The sequence below is a fragment of the Capnocytophaga sp. genome (assembly GCF_030532915.1).
Lineage (GTDB): Bacteria > Bacteroidota > Bacteroidia > Flavobacteriales > Flavobacteriaceae > Capnocytophaga.
In genome coordinates this window covers 80083-96601 of sequence record NZ_JAUNKD010000005.1, presented here as the reverse complement: position 1 = coordinate 96601, position 16519 = coordinate 80083, and the positions used below count along the sequence as shown (strand labels likewise).

Below are 16519 nucleotides of genomic sequence, written 5' to 3'. Positions count from 1 at the left end.
TGTTTGTCTTTTGGTTGGTTTACGTAATATTTATGGCATTTTTGCCAAAAAAATCGTATTTTTGCGGTTTCTATTTCCACGATTATGTACTTAATTTTTGATACCGAAACTACGGGTTTGCCCAAACGTTGGGACGCACCCATCACAGATTCAGACAATTGGCCTCGTGCCGTGCAGATTGCTTGGCAGTTGCACGATTCGATGGGGAAACTCATTGAGCATCAAGATTTTTTGATTGCTCCCGATGATTTTAACATTCCGTATGATGCCGAAAAAGTACACGGAATTTCCACCGAACTTGCCGAAAGTCAGGGAGTTCCTATTCAGCAGGTTTTCGAGAAATTCAACGAAGCTCTCCAAAAAGCTACCTATGTAGTCGGGCAGAACATCGGTTTCGATATCAACATTATGGGAGCGGAATTTCATCGTTATGGTGTTGATAGTCCGCTTGTTACGATGCCTGTTTTGGATACGTGTACCGAAATTACGGCAAATCTCTGTAAAATCCCCGGTGGTCGCGGTGGTCGTTATAAGTTGCCGACACTCACCGAGTTACACGAATTTTTGTTCGGAGTTCCGTTTGCCGAAGCCCACAACGCCACTGCCGACGTGGAGGCGACCACGCGTTGTTTTTTCGAGCTTATCCGCATAGGCGAGGGTTTCGATACGAAAGATATTTCTGCGGAATATATCACTGAATTTCAGCAATATAACCCAAGTCAAATTCAGTCTGTCGGGCTGAAACACATCAATTTAAAAGAGGCTTCCGACAAAATCCGAAAAACGCAAAAAACCGAAGGCGGACTTTCGCAACAGCAAATCGAAGCCAACATCGCTCTGCTTGCCGAGGCTCCGTTTGCTCATCTGCATAATCATACGCAATTCTCTGTACTTCAATCAACTACATCGATTTCTGATTTAGTTAAGAAAACCGCACAAGAGAAAATGCCTGCCGTGGCTTTGACCGATAGCGGGAATATGATGGCGGCGTTTCATTTCGTGAAAGAGGTTTCGGGGCATAACAAATCGGCGAAAGCCAAAAATGCCGAAGCTGTTGAAAAAGGCGAAACTCCCACCGAAACCATCATCAAGGCGATTGTGGGGTGTGAGTTTTACGTTTGCGAAAATCATTTGGATAAATCTCGTCAAGATAATGGTTATCAGATAGTTATTTTAGCAAAAAATAAAAAAGGATACCACAATTTGGCAAAAATGGCGTCCATCGCCTCTACGCAGGGATTTTATTACGTACCGCGAATTGACAAGGAAATCATCACGCAATACAAAGACGATTTGATTGTGCTTTCGGGGGGAATGAACGGCGAAATTTCGTCCAAAGTGCTGAATATCGGGCAGAAACAAGCCGAAGACGCCCTTTTGTGGTGGAAAGAGCAGTTTGGAGCGGATTTTTACATCGAAATTATGCGTCATAATCAAGAGGACGAAAATCGTGTAAATCAGACACTTGTGGAACTGGCTCAAAAACACGATGTGAAGCTCATCGCTACGAATAACACCTTCTATATCAATCAGAAAGATGCCAATGCACACGATATTTTGCTTTGCGTGAAAGACGGCGAAAAACAAGCAACGCCCGTGGGTCGCGGACGTGGTTTCCGCTTCGGAATGCCCAATCAGGAGTATTATTACAAGTCCGCCGAAGCGATGAAAACCTTGTTTAAAGACCTTCCGCAGGCGATTTTGAACATTCAGGAAGTAATTGACAAAATAGAACCTTATGATTTGGGGCGTGACGTGTTGCTCCCGAAGTTTGATATTCCTGCTGAATTTCAGGTAGATGACGACCCGGACGGAAAAAAAGGCGAGAATAATTACTTACGATATTTAACGTATTTAGGTGCGGAAAAAAAATACGCCGAAATCACTGACGAAATTCGTGAACGTCTTGATTTTGAGCTTTCTATTATCGAAAAAACGGGTTACCCAGGCTATTTTTTGATTGTGCAGGATTTTATTGCGGCGGCACGTGATATGGGCGTTTCGGTAGGTCCGGGAAGGGGTTCGGCGGCAGGTTCGGCGGTGGCTTACTGCTTGGGAATCACCAATATGGACCCGATTTCGTACGACCTCCTTTTTGAGCGTTTCTTGAACCCTGACCGTGTGTCTATGCCCGATATTGACATCGATTTTGAAGATTCGGGTCGCCAACTCGTAATTGACTATGTAATAGATAAATACGGAGCAAATCAAGTGGCACGAATCATTACTTACGGAACGATGGCAGCCAAGTCGTCCATTAAGGATACGGCTCGTGTGCTGGACGTTCCGTTACAGGAATCGGCTCGGTTGGCGGGGCTTGTTCCCGATAAAATGCCATCGCTCAAAAAGATTTTCAACGCCGATGACAAAACACTCAAAGAAAAAATACGCTCCGAAGACCTTCCCAAAGTTAACGAACTCAAACAGTTACTAGAAGGCGATGATTTGAGTAGCCAAACCATTCAGCAAGCGCGGGTTTTGGAGGGCTCGGTACGCAACACGGGGGTTCACGCTTGCGGGGTAATTATCACGCCTGACGACATTACGAATTTCGTTCCGATTTCATTGGCAAAAGATTCGGATTTATTTGTAACTCAGTTTGATAACTCGGTGGTGGAGAGTGCCGGACTTCTGAAAATGGACTTTTTGGGGCTCAGCACGCTTACGCTTATCAAAGATACGGTGGAAATCATCAAATTGCGAAGAGGTTTAGAGCTTGACCCTGAGGCTTTTCCGTTAGATGATAAAAAAACGTATGAACTTTTCCAACGAGGCGAAACCGTTGGGATTTTCCAATACGAGTCGCCCGGAATGCAAAAATATATGCGTGAACTGAAACCCACCGTTTTTGCCGATTTGATTGCGATGAACGCCCTGTATCGACCCGGTCCGTTGGAGTACATTCCAAGTTTTATCCGCCGAAAACACGGTACGGAACCCATTGTGTATGACCTTGATGCGATGGAGGAATACCTCAAAGAAACATACGGAATTACGGTGTATCAGGAGCAGGTGATGTTGCTTTCGCAAAAGTTGGCGGGCTTTACCAAAGGTGAAGCAGACGTTTTGCGTAAGGCGATGGGGAAAAAGCAAAAAGATGTTTTGGACAAAATGAAGCCTAAGTTCATTTCCCAAGCTGCTGAAAAAGGACACAATGCCGAAAAATTAGAAAAAATTTGGAAAGATTGGGAAGCCTTTGCCAGTTACGCCTTCAACAAATCGCATTCTACGTGTTATGCGTGGATTGGCTATCAAACCGCATTTTTGAAAGCCAATTATCCGGCGGAATTTATGGCAGCGGTGCTTTCCAACAATATGAACGACATCAAGCAAGTTACTTTCTTTTTGGAAGAATGTAAGCGAATGGGAATCAAAGTTTTAAGTCCGGATGTAAACGAATCGTTCTATAAGTTTACGGTAAACAAAAACGGAGATATTCGCTTTGGATTAGGGGCTATCAAAGGTGTTGGAAGAAATGCCGTAGATACCATCGTTGAGCATCGCAAGGAAGGAATGTACACCTCCATTTTTGATTTGGCAAAACGTGTTGATTATAAGAATATTAACAAAAAAGCCTTTGAAAATATCGCTTTGGCAGGCGGTTTTGATTCATTCACGAAAGTCCACCGAGCCCAGTATTTTCACGCAGAAGCTGACGGCATTCCGTTTTTGGAAAAAGCCATTCGTTTCGGGAATAAATATCAGGAGAGCAAAAACTCGGCACAGATGAGTCTCTTTGGCGGAAGCAGTGAAGTGGACGTTCCCGAACCGACAATTCCTAATTGTGAAACTTGGGGTAATTTGGAACAGTTACGCCGTGAAAAAGAGGTGGTTGGAATTTATATTTCGGGACATCCGTTAGATGATTTTCGCCATACGCTGAACCATTTTTGTAACTTGTCTCTGTCTAATTTACAAGATTTAAATCCGCTCATTAACAGAGAAATATCTGTTGGCGGGATGCTCACCGATGCGCAACATCGCACCTCGAAAACCGGAAAAGGATTCGGTTCGTTTGTTTTGGAAGATTATGACGGCTCGTATGAGTTTCGGTTGTTTGGTGAAGATTATTTAAAGTTTCGTAACTATATGGTTTCGGGGAGTTTTATCTTCTGTAAGTTTGTTGTTGCCGAAGGTTGGCGCAATAAAGAAACCAATCAACGGGGCGAACCGCGCATTCAGTTCCAGCAAATAATGTTGTTGCACGATGTGCTTGAAAATTTATCAAAGAAAATATGTTTTCATACCAATATTGACGAAATTAACGCAGGATTTACCGAAAGATGTAAATCGCTTATATCCGGTCATAAAGGAGGTTTTCCGCTGTCGTTTATGGTACATAGTTCGGCAGAAAACATACATCTGAAAATGGAAAACGGGCAATTGAAAGTTCATATTACTGAAGAATTTTTAAGCAAGTTGGAAGAATCGGGAATTGCTTATATGCTCAACGACAGGCGAATGGAAAAGCTTATAACGCAATCCAAACACGAAGAGCAAGAAACTGACGAAATGCCCGAAATGGAATTGGAAGAAAATTAACACATACACGCAATGGCAGCACATAATGATTTTGGCAAGGAAGCCGAGCAAATTGCAACCGATTTTTTGATAGGCGAGGAGCATATTATTTTGGAACGGAATTTTATTTTTGGTCACGCCGAAATTGACATTATTTCCCAAAAGGGAAATGTGCTTCATATTACCGAAGTAAAAGCGAGAACATCAACGGCTTACGGTCAGCCCGAGAGTTTTGTTAGCAAGCAAAAAATTGATTTGTTGGTCAAAGCTACGAATCATTATGTGCAGAAAAACGACTTGGATTTGGAGGTGCAATTCAACATTATTTCGATTGTAAAAAACAGTGTTGAGTTTAATATCAATTATATTGAAGATGCGTTTTATCCTTTTTAGGTTATAAAAAATATGTTTTGATACAAATTTTGTTGTATTTTGGTAATAATCTTTGTTTTTTATTGATTAAAATTTTACCTTTGCGAGAGTTTAAATTAACCCCATAATACTTTTTTTATGTTGAATAAAATGACAAAATTGCTCGTTGGTGGAATGTTCTGCCTGAGCCTTGTTGCTTGTAAATCAAAACAAACAACGGTGTCTGCTCCTGACAGGATGATGTACCAACCCATCAAGGTAATGACACCCAAACGCCCTGCGGGTCAAACCGATGTGGTGAATTTGGTAACCCCGAAACTGGAAACCGTTCGCGTTGGTTTTATCGGTTTGGGAATGCGCGGACCGGGAGCGGTACAGCGTTTTACACACATTCCGGGAGCCAAAGTAACCGCACTTTGTGATATTCGTCCGGAGCGTGTTGAAAAAACACAAGCCATTTTGGAGAAAGCCGGACAAAGCCGAGTGCCTGCATACAGTGGTTCGGAAGATGCGTGGAAAGCCCTTTGTGAGCGTGACGATATTGATTTGGTATATATCGTAACCGACTGGAAAACACACGTTCCGATGGCTTTGTATGCGATGGAAAAAGGAAAACACGTAGCCATCGAGGTTCCCGGAGCAATGACAATGGACGAAATTTGGGCACTTATTGATATGGCTGAAAAAAAACGCCTACACTGTATGATGCTTGAAAATTGCGTGTACGACTATTTTGAATTGACTTCACTCAATATGGCTCAAAAAGGTGTTTTTGGTGAAATTATCCACGCCGAGGGTTCGTACATTCACGCTTTGGATGATTTCTGGAAAGCCTACTGGAACAACTGGCGTTTGGATTACAATGCAAAAAATAGGGGAGATGTGTATCCAACGCACGGAATGGGACCTGCCTGCCAAGCACTTGACATTCACCGAGGTGATAAAATGAATTATTTAGTTTCGTTTGATACAAAGCCATTTAAAGGGAAACAACTTTACGAAAAACTTACGGGGAAAAACGGCGATAATTTCCAAAACGGTGATCATACGATGACGATGATTAAAACCGAAAAAGGAAAAACAATGCAAATTCAGCACAATGTGATGACACCTCGCCCGTATTCGCGTATGTATCAGCTTACCGGAACAAAAGGGTTTGCCAACAAATATCCAACGCAAGGCTATACCGTTGAACCTGAGAATATTTCAAAAGACGATGTGCCAAATCACGAAAACTTAAATTCGCACGGATTTGTACCCGAAGATGTGAAAAAAGCCTTGATGAAAAAATACAAACATCGCATTCACGTTGAATTGGAAGAAAAAGCCAAACAAGTGGGCGGACACGGAGGTATGGATTTCATTATGGACTATCGTTTGGTGTACTGCTTGCGAAACGGACTTCCGCTGGATATGGACGTGTATGACTTAGCCGAATGGTCGTGCCTTGTGCCGCTTTCAAAACTTTCATTGGAAAACGGAAGCGCACCTGTTGAAATCCCTGATTTTACGCGCGGAGCTTGGAACAAAGTACAAAAATACAGACACGCTTTTGCCGATTAATCAAAAAAATGGTCATAATCTAATAATAAAAATTGTTTCTCACTTGTGGGGAACAATTTTTTTATGTTTTAACGAAATTTTATCAAATCAATAACAACGGTTATCTATAAGTTTTATATCTTTGTGAAAAATTTTAAATCGTTTTACAATCCAAAATAAATAGGAATAATATGAAGTACAAAAGAATTTTATTAAAACTTAGCGGTGAGGCACTTATGGGAAGTCGTCAGTACGGAATTGACCCTGCCCGTTTAAAAGAATATGCAACCGAAATCAAACAAGTGGTTGAAAAAGGCGTGGAAGTAGCCATTGTTATCGGTGGCGGAAATATTTTCCGCGGGGTGGCAGGTGCTAGCAACGGAATGGACAGAGTGCAAGGCGATTATATGGGAATGCTCGCCACGGTTATCAATTCACTTGCTTTGCAAAGTGCTTTGGAAGACGAAGGGATTTACACCCGATTGCAAACCGCCATTAAAATGGAAGCCATTGCCGAGCCGTTCATCAAACGCCGAGCCGTTCGTCATTTGGAAAAAGGGCGGGTGGTAATTTTCGGAGCAGGAACCGGGAATCCGTACTTCACAACCGATTCGGCAGCCGTGCTTCGAGCCATTGAAATCGGAGCTGATGTTATCCTGAAAGGTACGCGTGTTGATGGCATTTACACGGCTGACCCTGAAAAAGACAAACAAGCCGTTAAGTTCGAAAAAATAACCTTTAACGAAGTGATGGACAAGGGGTTGAAAGTAATGGATATGACTGCTTTTACCCTCAGCCAAGAGAATAACTTGCCGATTATCGTTTTTGATATGAACAAAAAAGGGAACTTGTTAAAAGTTGTTCAAGGTGAAAACGTGGGAACTACCGTTGATTTGTAACAAAATTATTTTTATATGAAAAAAACTTTTTATTTGTCGGTATTTGCCCTATTGGCATTGATTTTCAGTTGTTCTAAAAATGAAAATTCACAAAACGAATCGTATTATTTCAGAGCAACCGTAAACGGAACCAAAGTTGAGGCGAGCAAACATCACGTTTCCGTTTTTGAGAAAACCTTGCGAATTTTTGGTGTTTGGGGCAGTAATTCCACCGAAGGAATTGCCTTTTCAATACAAAAATTTACGAGTACAACGGGGAGTATTTCTATTAATTATCCGACTGAAAATATTGAAAATCAGGCGAAATATCATAAGGATTATACGTCGGTTGATGAACATAATCACTACGGAAATACCCTCGGAAACCTTACAATTACTGAACTGACGGCAAAAACTATCAAAGGAACTTTTGCCTTTACTGCCAAAAATCAGAAAGGTGATGTTGTAACGGTTACCGACGGCGAATTTTTCCTTCCGCTTGGTGAAATGGTGTTAAACATTGGGGCAGAAACCCAATTGGACGTTGTAGCCAAATTTAAAGAAATAGTACCGCAAAACGTTCTTAATGACATTCAAAGTCGCGGTTTTGAAATCCATCAGGGAGCAAATCCGCCGATTATTGAAGGGGCGTTTTTGTCTCAACCGCACGTTTTGATGAGCCCGTATGCGGGAGATAGTCGTCCAAAAGGGTACGTGTGGCCTAATCGTACTTACACCATTTATAATCAGACGGTAAGCACTGCCCGGTTGAGCGTGCAAGCCTCTGATGCCTCCGAAAAGGGTACGGGTGTTTATGTGATGGGAAGCGGCAATCGCTTTACGATTTTTTCCCAGTTGGAAGGTGCTGAAAACGGTATCAAAAAGAAAAATATAACGCTTCTGTCGGGTGAAGTTACCCAAGAAGGAATTAAAAACCTGAAAGCCGCTTATACCCTCATTTGGAAAGATGGTGATACAAGTAATTCTGTATTGATGCCGGTTGGCAAATCACGCATTAGCGGTGATAGCGACGGTTTGGCAGCTCGTATGAAATAATCTTACATTTATATTAAAGGGAATAGTTGCTTTGGCAAACTTTCATCTCACAAAAACAGATTGTGTGATTGAGGTTTGCCAAAGTTTTTTGTAAATGTACGGTTTTCTATTGTAAATAATGAATATCTTTTTGAAATGTTTTTTACGTAATCATTTTAAAACCAATTAGAAAGAATGAATTGTTTTAAGAAAATTAATAAATTTGGTTTGAAAATAGATAAAAATTGGTAAAAAATTCCGTAATTTGCAGTTTTGGTTGTGACATATCACAAAAAAACAAAGGCAGATTAACAAGCAATAAATGTTGAAAATATGAACGAAGAGATAGACATTATTTTAGACAGCACCGAAGAGGCAATGCAAGGAGCATTGGCACATCTTAACAAGTCGTTGGGCAACATTCGAGCCGGAAAGGCGAGTCCGCAAATGGTAGGGAGCGTTTTTGTAGATTATTACGGTTCACAAACGCCACTGAGTCAGGTTGCTAACGTAAGCGCCCCCGATTCACGAACCATTACCATTCAGCCGTGGGAAAAGTCGATGATTCAACCCATTGAAAAAGCCATTCAGGCTGCCAATTTGGGCTTTAACCCGATGAATAATGGCGATGTGGTTATTATCAGTGTGCCGCCTCTGACCGAAGAGCGTCGTAAAGAACTCGTAAAACAAGCCAAAGGCGAAGGCGAAGATGCCAAAATAAGTATCAGAAACGCCCGCCAAGAAGCCAATAAAGAAATTAAAAAAACTGAAACTTCGGAAGATGCCAAAAAAGGAGCCGAAGAAAGCGTACAAAAACTTACCGACTCTTACATCAAAAAAGTAGAGGAAGTGTTGGCAGTCAAAGAAGCCGAGATTTTAAAGGTTTAACAAACAATAAAATACAAAATAAAAGAGTGAATAACGAAGTTATCGGATATTCACTCTTTTTTGTTGGAACTAACGAAACGATTGTTTTCGTAACTGATTAAATAATACTTGCTTACTGATTTAATTGTTTGTTTTTGGCTTGAAAGTTTGATTTTTTGTTTAAAAAGAAGTATCTTTACCACGTTTTAAATACTTCAAAAAATGAGAAAAAACAAATATATTGTCAGTACAATTTCTTCTTTTATTTATAAATTTACCAAACAAGCCAAATCAGGAGGCGTAGTGTTGGGCATAAACGTTATTTTAGCGCTTTTTTTGGCAAATTCACCCTGGTCAGATACCTATTTTAGTTTTTTTAAGCAACATTTGGGGTTCGTTTTTAACGGAAAAACCTACTTGGATATGTCGTTATTGCATTGGATTAACGACGGATTGATGGCACTGTTCTTTTTTGTGGTGGGGCTTGAATTGAAACGTGAAATTGTTGCCGGTGAGCTTTCAAATCCGCGAAAGGCAATACTGCCCATTGTTGCTGCCATTGGTGGAATGGTAGTTCCGGCATTGATTTACATACTGCTCAATCCGTCGGGTGATGTGCACAGCGGTTGGGGAATCCCGATGGCGACCGACATTGCTTTTTCATTGGGGGTTTTGTATCTTTTGGGCGATAAAGTTCCCTTCACGCTTAAAGTATTTTTAACGGCACTTGCTATCGTGGACGACCTCGGAGCCGTGCTGGTAATTGCGTTTTTTTACACGTCCGATATATCGCTTTCCAATTTAGGATTGGGGCTGGCGTTGTTGTCTGTTTTGTATATAGGTAAACGTATCGGTATCCGAACAGTGTTGTTTTACGCCTTAATCGGTATTGCCATTTGGATAGAATTTCTGCTTTCGGGGGTTCACGCCACCATCGCAGCCGTGTTGATAGCCTTTATGATTCCTGCTGATGTGCAACTTAAAGAAAATGAATTTGTGCATAACATACAAAGTTATTTGAAGAAATTCAAACGGTTAGACCCGAATCATAAAATTCCGACGCTTACCGATAACCAACTTCGATTGTTGGAAAAAGTGGCGGTTGATACCCGCAGGTCAATCCCGCCGTTACAACGATTGGAACACGCAATGCATCCGTTTGTTACTTTTGTGGTGATTCCTATATTTGCCTTGGCTAATGCCGGTGTTTCGTTGTCCATTGATATGGATATGTTGTTCAGCACCAACATTGCGTGGGGTGTAGCTTTGGGCTTGTTCTTCGGAAAAGTAATCGGTGTGGCAGGTGCTACTTTATTAATGGTACGATTGGGCGTGTCGTCTTTCCCCAGAGGAATGAACGTTCGTAACCTCTTCGGATTGGGGCTTTTAGCGGCAATTGGTTTTACGATGTCGTTGTTTGTTACCACCTTGGCTTTTTCTAATCCGCTTTATATGGATCAGGCAAAAATCGGAATTTTTGCGGCTTCCATCCTTGGCGGTGTTCTGGGGTATATGATTTTGAATGTTAAAAACGAAAAGCCAACGCTTGCCAAAGAAGGCTGTAATGTGGAATAAATATCTAATTATGTGTAAAAAAAGGATTTTGAGAAAATCAAAATCCTTTTTTTAGTTCTTCAGCTGAGGTTAAAACTGCTTGTTTTAATGCTTCTTTGTACCGAATAATTTTATCAAGCACTTCGGAATGTTGCGCACCGATGATTTGCGCTGCCAAAATACCTGCGTTTTTGCCTCCGTTGAGCGCTACGGTTGCTACGGGAACGCCACCGGGCATTTGTAAAATGGAAAGCACCGAGTCCCAACCATCAATTGAATTACTGCTTTTAACCGGAACCCCGATTACGGGCAGTGGCGACATTGAGGCTACCATTCCCGGCAGGTGAGCGGCACCACCGGCACCGGCAATGATGACTTTCACTCCGTTTTTGTGGGCGTTGGTACTGAAATCCATCAATTTTTCAGGCGTTCTATGAGCCGAAACAATATCCACCAGCGTTTCTATTCCAAAATTTTTTAAGATGTCAATGGCTTCTTGCATTACGGGAAGGTCGCTTTTGCTTCCCATTACGATGGCTACTTTCATTTTTTTTTCAATTTATTAAAAGATTAAACGTTATTTTTATGGGATAAGAAGAAAACTTCTAATTCGTTTGCAAAAGTATGACATTTGCAGATGAATTCAAAATACGCATTTTTTTTGGTTTCAGCAGCAGATTTTTAGGAGTCATTTCACGAGAAAAATGCAAAAATTACATCGTTTTCTTATCAAAAGAACAGAAAAATAGTGATTTTTGTGTTTTAGTTTAATTTATTGATAGTTAATTAATTAGCTGTTTGTTGCAATTAAAAATCCAAAAAAAATTAAAAAAAGAATCAAAAAAAATTAGGATATTAAATAAATTGTTGTAATTTTAGGACGTATTTCGCTTAATTCAAGGACAATATAAACATAAATCATAAGTCTTATGTCAGAACTAACAAACGATAATCTGCATCCGGCAGAGAGCAAGGATTTCAATCAAGCGCAAAAACTTCAAGAGAATGTTGAAACTACCAACCGTATTCTTGAAGAAATTCATCAAGAAAATGCCGAAGATGCCGAAGATTCGGAAAAATCAAAACGGCACGAAATCCCTTTTTTGGATTACGAAGCAATGTCGATGGAAAAATTATCCAACGAACTGAAAAAATTGCTCCATTCTGAAAAAGTACAGGCAATTAAAAAGCACGCAGAGGCAATCAAACACGAGTTTGACCGTAAGTATGAGGCTCTTCTGGAAGAAAAAAAGGAAGAATTTATTGCTGACGGGGGCGAAAGCTATGATTTTAAATACGAAAGTCCCGTTCACAGAACTTTTTATGCGCTGTTTAATGAATATCGTGAAAAACGAAATCGTTATCACCGTGAGTTGGAGAAAATTCATCATCAAAACTTGATAGAACGCCAAGAAATTATTGAAGAAATCAAGAATTTGATAAATATTGAAGAAAATATAAACACCACGTTCAAGCATTTTCAGCAATTACAGGAGCGTTGGCGCAAAGCCGGTGCCGTTTCACACAAAGATTATGATGTTTTGTGGGGAAATTATCACCATCACGTTGAAAATTTCTATGATTTTATTGATTTAAGCCGCGATTTGCGCGATATTGATTTTAAACGCAATTTGGAAGAAAAACGAAAAATAATTAAAAAAGCCCAAGAACTTGCAAAAGAGGAAGTTGATGCAATGCGGGCATCTCGTGAATTGCAGCTTTTGCACAAGGTTTGGAAGGAAGACATAGGGCCTGTGGCACGCGAATATCGCGAAGAAATTTGGCAACAATTCAGTGAAGCCACCAAAGCCATTCACGAGAAAAAACAGTTTTATTTTGCCAATTTAGACAAAGTTTTTGAGCAAAATGCTCAGAAAAAGACCGAAATTATTGAAAAAATAAAAGAACTTGCATCACGTGAATTCGCCACCCACGGGGCTTGGCAAAAAGCTATTAAGGAAATGGAAACTTTGCGTGAAACATTTCTTAATTTAGGTCGGGTTCCGGCTCATTCAGCTGATGAAATCTGGAAAAAATTTAACGAATCGGCACGTTCTTTCAATCGCAAGAAAAATAGTTATTACAAAAAACTCAAAAAAGAGCAACAGGAAAATTTAGAGAAAAAAATGGCGCTGTTGGAGATTGCCAAAGCCAACAAAAACAGTGAGGATTGGCAGGCTGTAACACCCGTTATGAAAAAAATTCAAGAAGATTGGAAGCAAATTGGCAATGTGCCCAGAAAAAATGCCGATAAACTTTGGCGGGAATTCCAAAAGGTTTGTAATGAGTATTTTAACGCACTTGGTAAGGCTATCAAAAATAACCAAAATAAAGAGTTTGAAGTTCTTGAAAAGAAGAAAAATTTTCTTGATAAAGTTAAAGAACACCAATTAACAGCGGATAGAGACAAGGAAATTGAAATTCTGCAAGGTTTTGTAAATCAATGGAATGAATTGGGTAAAGTGCCTCTGTCTAAAAAAAGCATTGATACAAAATTCCATAAAATTATTGATGGTTTTTATCGAAAATTGAATTTTGACAAACAGGAAATTGAACTTCTCAAATACAACAACAAATTGGAGAAATTAGCCAATGATGAGGATGAAAATTCACTCAGTTATGAAATGATATTTGTGCGTCGCAAAATTGATGAGCTTACGTCCGAAATTTTACAATTGGAAAATAACTTGCAGTTTTTCAGTAATGTAGATGAGAAAAATCCGTTGTTGCGCGATGTGATTAAAAACATAACCGCCCAGAAAGAAACACTCGAAACTTGGAAGGCAAAATTACACGAATTGAAGCAATTACATCAATCACAAGCAGATGAAGAGCAAGTGAGTGAGTAATAATAGGTTGAATTAAGTGGAAGAAGAGGCGGGAGTCTCTTCTTCTTTTGTTAAAAAAGTATAAAATGGTAACAAAACTTGTTTTTGCAACTCATAACATAAATAAACTTAAAGAAATTCAGAAACTTATGCCTGAAAATATTCAGCTTTTAAGTTTGAATGATATTGATTGTCAGGAAGATATTCCCGAAACTGAAAGTACCATTGAAGGCAATGCGCTGTTAAAGGCGAAATACATAAAAAAAAGATATGGTTATGATGTCTTTGCCGATGATACGGGATTGGAAGTCAGTGTGTTGGATAATCAACCGGGGGTTTATTCCGCTCGTTATGCCGGAGAGCATAAAAGTGATGCTGATAACATACAGTTGCTTTTGCAAAATATGCACGATAAAACTGATAGGCAAGCACGATTCAAAACCGTGATAGCCTTATGTTTAGGTGAAAAAAGTTATCTTTTTGAAGGCATAGTTGAAGGCGTTATCACGGCGTTCCCCAAAGGGAATAATGGTTTTGGTTATGACCCTGTTTTTCAGCCTTGTGGATACTCAAAAACCTTTGCCGAGCTTTCTGTTGAAATTAAAAACCAAATCAGTCATCGAGCAAGGGCCTTTGAGAAATTATTACATTTTTTGAAAAATTAACAGGGTGTTTTCATCATTTTTTCATCGTTTTTTTGATAAAAATAAGGAGTTGGCTATTCCGTTGGAAGAAGTCCGATTTGTAGTTTTTGATACGGAAACTACCGGTTTTGATGTTGTTACAGATCGAATTTTATCTGTAGGAGCTGTAACGGTTTTTAAAAATCGTATTGATTTGAAAAACAGTTTGGAAGTGTTTCTAAAACAAGAAAAATCCAACCCTGAAAGTATCCCGATTCACGGCATTATCAAAAATCATAAATATGACAAACTTCCTGAAAAAGAGGCGGTTGAACTGTTTTTTAATTACGTTCAAGATGCCGTTTTGGTAGGGCACCACGTGGGGTATGACATCAAAATGATAAATGCGGCTTTCCAGCGACATCAATTGCCAATTCTGAACAACAACTATTTGGATACCAATTATTTATTTAAAAAAATAAAGATAATTAATTATCTTCTGCAAAATGATAAAAATTACACCTTAGATGAAGTGTGTCAAGAACTTAACATCATCACGCACGACCGACACAACGCAGCGGGCGATGCCTTTCTGACAGCCATCGCTTTTTTAAAAATAATTAGTAAACTTGCAGAGTTTAGGAAAATCACAACCTTAAATATGCTTTTAAAGTTGTGATAATCAGCTTAAAATTAAACAGATTGGCGATAGTATTCACCCAAAAGTACCATCACCGCCAAAAGCGTTAGCATCATCAAAAGCGGGAGAACAAATTTCAACCATTGTTTGTAATTGATGTTCACCATTGCCAATGATGGTAGAATGAGTCCCGTTGGCGTAATGAAGCTCATCAACCCCATTCCGAAGAGGTAAGCATTCACAATATTCTGACCTTCAATGCCTACCGAAGCTCCCAAAGCACCCATAATGGGCATTGTAACTACTGCCATTCCTGATGATGACGAAATAAACAGATTTAAAAAGGCAAATACGCACATCAACACGGGGAGAAACAACAAGGGCGACATTCCGTTTACCAAATTAGACGAATGATACAAAATGGTATCGGCAATTTGTCCGTCATTTAAGATAAAATTAACCCCTCGGGCAATCCCGATGATGAAAGCCACGCCCAATAAATCTTTTGCGCCATTGATAAAAGTGGTTATAAATCGTTCTTCATCAATGCGTTGCAAAAGAGCAATGCACACCGAAGCCACCAAAAACAGGGCGGTCATTTCCGTAAACCACCATTCCCATTGTGAAACGCCTATAATCATTACGATAAATGAAAGTGCGAAAACAATGAGTAACAATTTGCTTGAAAACTTCAATTTTTCAACAGGAACGGCTTGCTCCGCAGCGAGTGATTCCGGTAAAGAAACTCCGTGAGCAATAGATACTTGCGGGTTTTTTCGTACTTTTTCAGCATACCGAATGATATAAGCTATGCTGATTATCAGCGATAAAACAAGCATAATGGCTCGGCTTGCAAATCCGGTTGTCCAATCCACTCCTGCCGAGTCAGACGCGATAATTACTGAAAACGGATTGGTGGTTGATGCCATTGTACCTATTGATGACCCCAAGTAAATAACCGCCAACGGAACGATGAGGTCATATCCTGCGGCTAAAAAAACGGGGACTAATATTGGGTAAAATGCCAAGGTTTCTTCGGCAAGCCCGAATGAGGTTCCGCCCAAGGCTATCAATGTGGAAATCAGTATGATTAAAATTCCTTCACGCCCTTTAAGCCGATAAGCCAAATACCCAACACCTTCATTGAGCGTTCCTGAGCTATTGAAAACACCGATAAATCCGCCCAAAATCAAGACAAAAAGAACGATGTCAATGGCTTCATAAATTCCCTTTATGGGAGCGTAAAGAATTTCTAAAATACCTTGTGGTTTGGCTTCACTTTGCCGATATGTGTTGGGAATAGAAACCGGTTTTTTGATTTTTTCTTGTTTAAATTTATCGATATGAATTCCGATACCTTTCTCGTTTAGAGTCTGTTGTGTTGCTTCCAGTGAGTAGGTTTTATCCTTTGATTTAACGATGAAAAGATTTTGTTCTTTATCATATGACAGTGTATCATAGGTTCCTGACGGAAGCCAATACGTTAAAGAAGCTGCCAAGGCAATCACAATCATAAGTACGGTGTAAGGGGTCGGAAATTTCAAAAAACGTTTCATAATTCTAAATTAAATGACCGCAAAGATAGAAAAAAATAATAATTAAATCAATGGGAGTACACATTCAACCATCAAGAGTAAATTTTTGTGTTACAATTCTTGA

Annotated in this window: 12 protein-coding genes; 10 read left to right on the top strand and 2 right to left on the bottom strand. The window is 39.9% G+C overall.

Annotated elements, in window-relative coordinates; all coding sequences use genetic code 11:
* Nucleotides 1-84 precede the first annotated feature (84 nt).
* The 7 genes from dnaE to nhaA all read left to right on the top strand — a co-directional run bounded on the left by dnaE (nucleotide 85) and on the right by nhaA (nucleotide 10790).
* A complete protein-coding gene (gene dnaE / locus Q4D72_RS02710) occupies nucleotides 85-4542 on the top strand; it encodes a DNA polymerase III subunit alpha (RefSeq protein ID WP_303075880.1) in 4458 nt (1485 codons plus the stop codon).
* A 12-nt stretch (nucleotides 4543-4554) separates the two neighbouring features.
* Nucleotides 4555-4914 (top strand): YraN family protein, encoded by a 360-nt coding sequence (locus tag Q4D72_RS02705; RefSeq protein WP_303075879.1) that lies wholly within the window; start codon nucleotides 4555-4557, stop codon nucleotides 4912-4914.
* 117 nt (nucleotides 4915-5031) lie between these two features.
* Nucleotides 5032-6456: a Gfo/Idh/MocA family protein gene (locus Q4D72_RS02700; RefSeq protein WP_303075878.1), complete on the top strand. Its 1425-nt coding sequence runs from the start codon at nucleotides 5032-5034 to the stop codon at nucleotides 6454-6456.
* A 170-nt stretch (nucleotides 6457-6626) separates the two neighbouring features.
* Nucleotides 6627-7334: a UMP kinase gene (gene pyrH, locus Q4D72_RS02695; RefSeq protein WP_303075877.1), complete on the top strand. Its 708-nt coding sequence runs from the start codon at nucleotides 6627-6629 to the stop codon at nucleotides 7332-7334.
* Nucleotides 7335-7349: 15 nt separating this feature from the next.
* Nucleotides 7350-8369 (top strand): DUF6252 family protein, encoded by a 1020-nt coding sequence (locus Q4D72_RS02690; RefSeq protein WP_303075876.1) that lies wholly within the window; start codon nucleotides 7350-7352, stop codon nucleotides 8367-8369.
* 312 nt (nucleotides 8370-8681) lie between these two features.
* Nucleotides 8682-9236, top strand: coding sequence for a ribosome recycling factor (frr, locus tag Q4D72_RS02685; protein ID WP_303075875.1), 555 nt, complete (start codon nucleotides 8682-8684; stop codon nucleotides 9234-9236).
* A 201-nt stretch (nucleotides 9237-9437) separates the two neighbouring features.
* Nucleotides 9438-10790, top strand: coding sequence for a Na+/H+ antiporter NhaA (gene nhaA, locus Q4D72_RS02680; RefSeq protein ID WP_303075874.1), 1353 nt, complete (start codon nucleotides 9438-9440; stop codon nucleotides 10788-10790).
* Nucleotides 10791-10827: 37 nt separating this feature from the next.
* Here the strand turns inward: nhaA and purE are convergent, their stop codons facing one another.
* The gene (gene purE, locus Q4D72_RS02675; protein ID WP_303075873.1) at nucleotides 10828-11316 is read right to left on the bottom strand and encodes a 5-(carboxyamino)imidazole ribonucleotide mutase; all 489 of its coding nucleotides are present in this window, start codon (nucleotides 11314-11316) and stop codon (nucleotides 10828-10830) included.
* Nucleotides 11317-11698: 382 nt separating this feature from the next.
* On the opposite strand from purE, the gene Q4D72_RS02670 reads away from it, so the two are divergent.
* The 3 genes from Q4D72_RS02670 (at nucleotide 11699) to Q4D72_RS02660 (ending at nucleotide 14899) form a co-directional block, all read left to right on the top strand.
* Nucleotides 11699-13618 (top strand): DUF349 domain-containing protein, encoded by a 1920-nt coding sequence (locus Q4D72_RS02670; protein WP_303075872.1) that lies wholly within the window; start codon nucleotides 11699-11701, stop codon nucleotides 13616-13618.
* Between the two features lie 65 nt (nucleotides 13619-13683).
* Nucleotides 13684-14262 carry a non-canonical purine NTP diphosphatase gene (locus Q4D72_RS02665; protein WP_303075871.1) on the top strand — a complete coding sequence of 193 codons (579 nt, stop codon included), beginning with the start codon at nucleotides 13684-13686 and terminating at the stop codon, nucleotides 14260-14262.
* Between the two features lie 4 nt (nucleotides 14263-14266).
* Nucleotides 14267-14899, top strand: a complete 633-nt coding sequence (locus Q4D72_RS02660) for a PolC-type DNA polymerase III (protein ID WP_303075870.1) — start codon at nucleotides 14267-14269, stop codon at nucleotides 14897-14899.
* A gap of 14 nt (nucleotides 14900-14913) precedes the next feature.
* Here the strand turns inward: Q4D72_RS02660 and Q4D72_RS02655 are convergent, their stop codons facing one another.
* Nucleotides 14914-16416, bottom strand: coding sequence for a YfcC family protein (locus Q4D72_RS02655; protein WP_303075869.1), 1503 nt, complete (start codon nucleotides 16414-16416; stop codon nucleotides 14914-14916).
* Nucleotides 16417-16519 lie beyond the last annotated feature (103 nt).